Raw genomic sequence first — 255 nt, 5'->3', positions numbered from 1 at the left:
ATGTATTGGCGGATGACGGATATTGGCGCACCTCCGCAGCTACTGGCAAAATAGCCAGGACTCCACAAAACGCCTTTGTAGTAATACCTGACTGCAATATCTGGTCGATCTCGTCGCAGTCACCTACCCGATACGCCTTTGAGGCTGTTTACCAGACTGGATATCGCCAGTTTGGGAGGATAGTTAATTAACAAATGGACGTGATCTGGTTCGCCATCCATTTAAACCAGTTCAGCTTCAAAATCAGCACATACA

The 255-nt window shown here is 47.1% G+C and carries 1 pseudogene; it reads right to left on the bottom strand.

Features of this window, described 5'->3' with window-relative positions:
- Positions 1–255, bottom strand: a pseudogene (gene tnpA, locus E0D98_RS26845) (IS200/IS605 family transposase); the annotation flags it as partial.

The sequence above is a fragment of the Escherichia sp. KCJ4928 genome (genome assembly GCF_004352695.1).
Lineage (GTDB): Bacteria > Pseudomonadota > Gammaproteobacteria > Enterobacterales > Enterobacteriaceae > ECMA0423.
The sequence above is the reverse complement of the archived record's forward strand: the minus strand, read 5'-3'. Positions and strand labels throughout refer to the sequence as shown.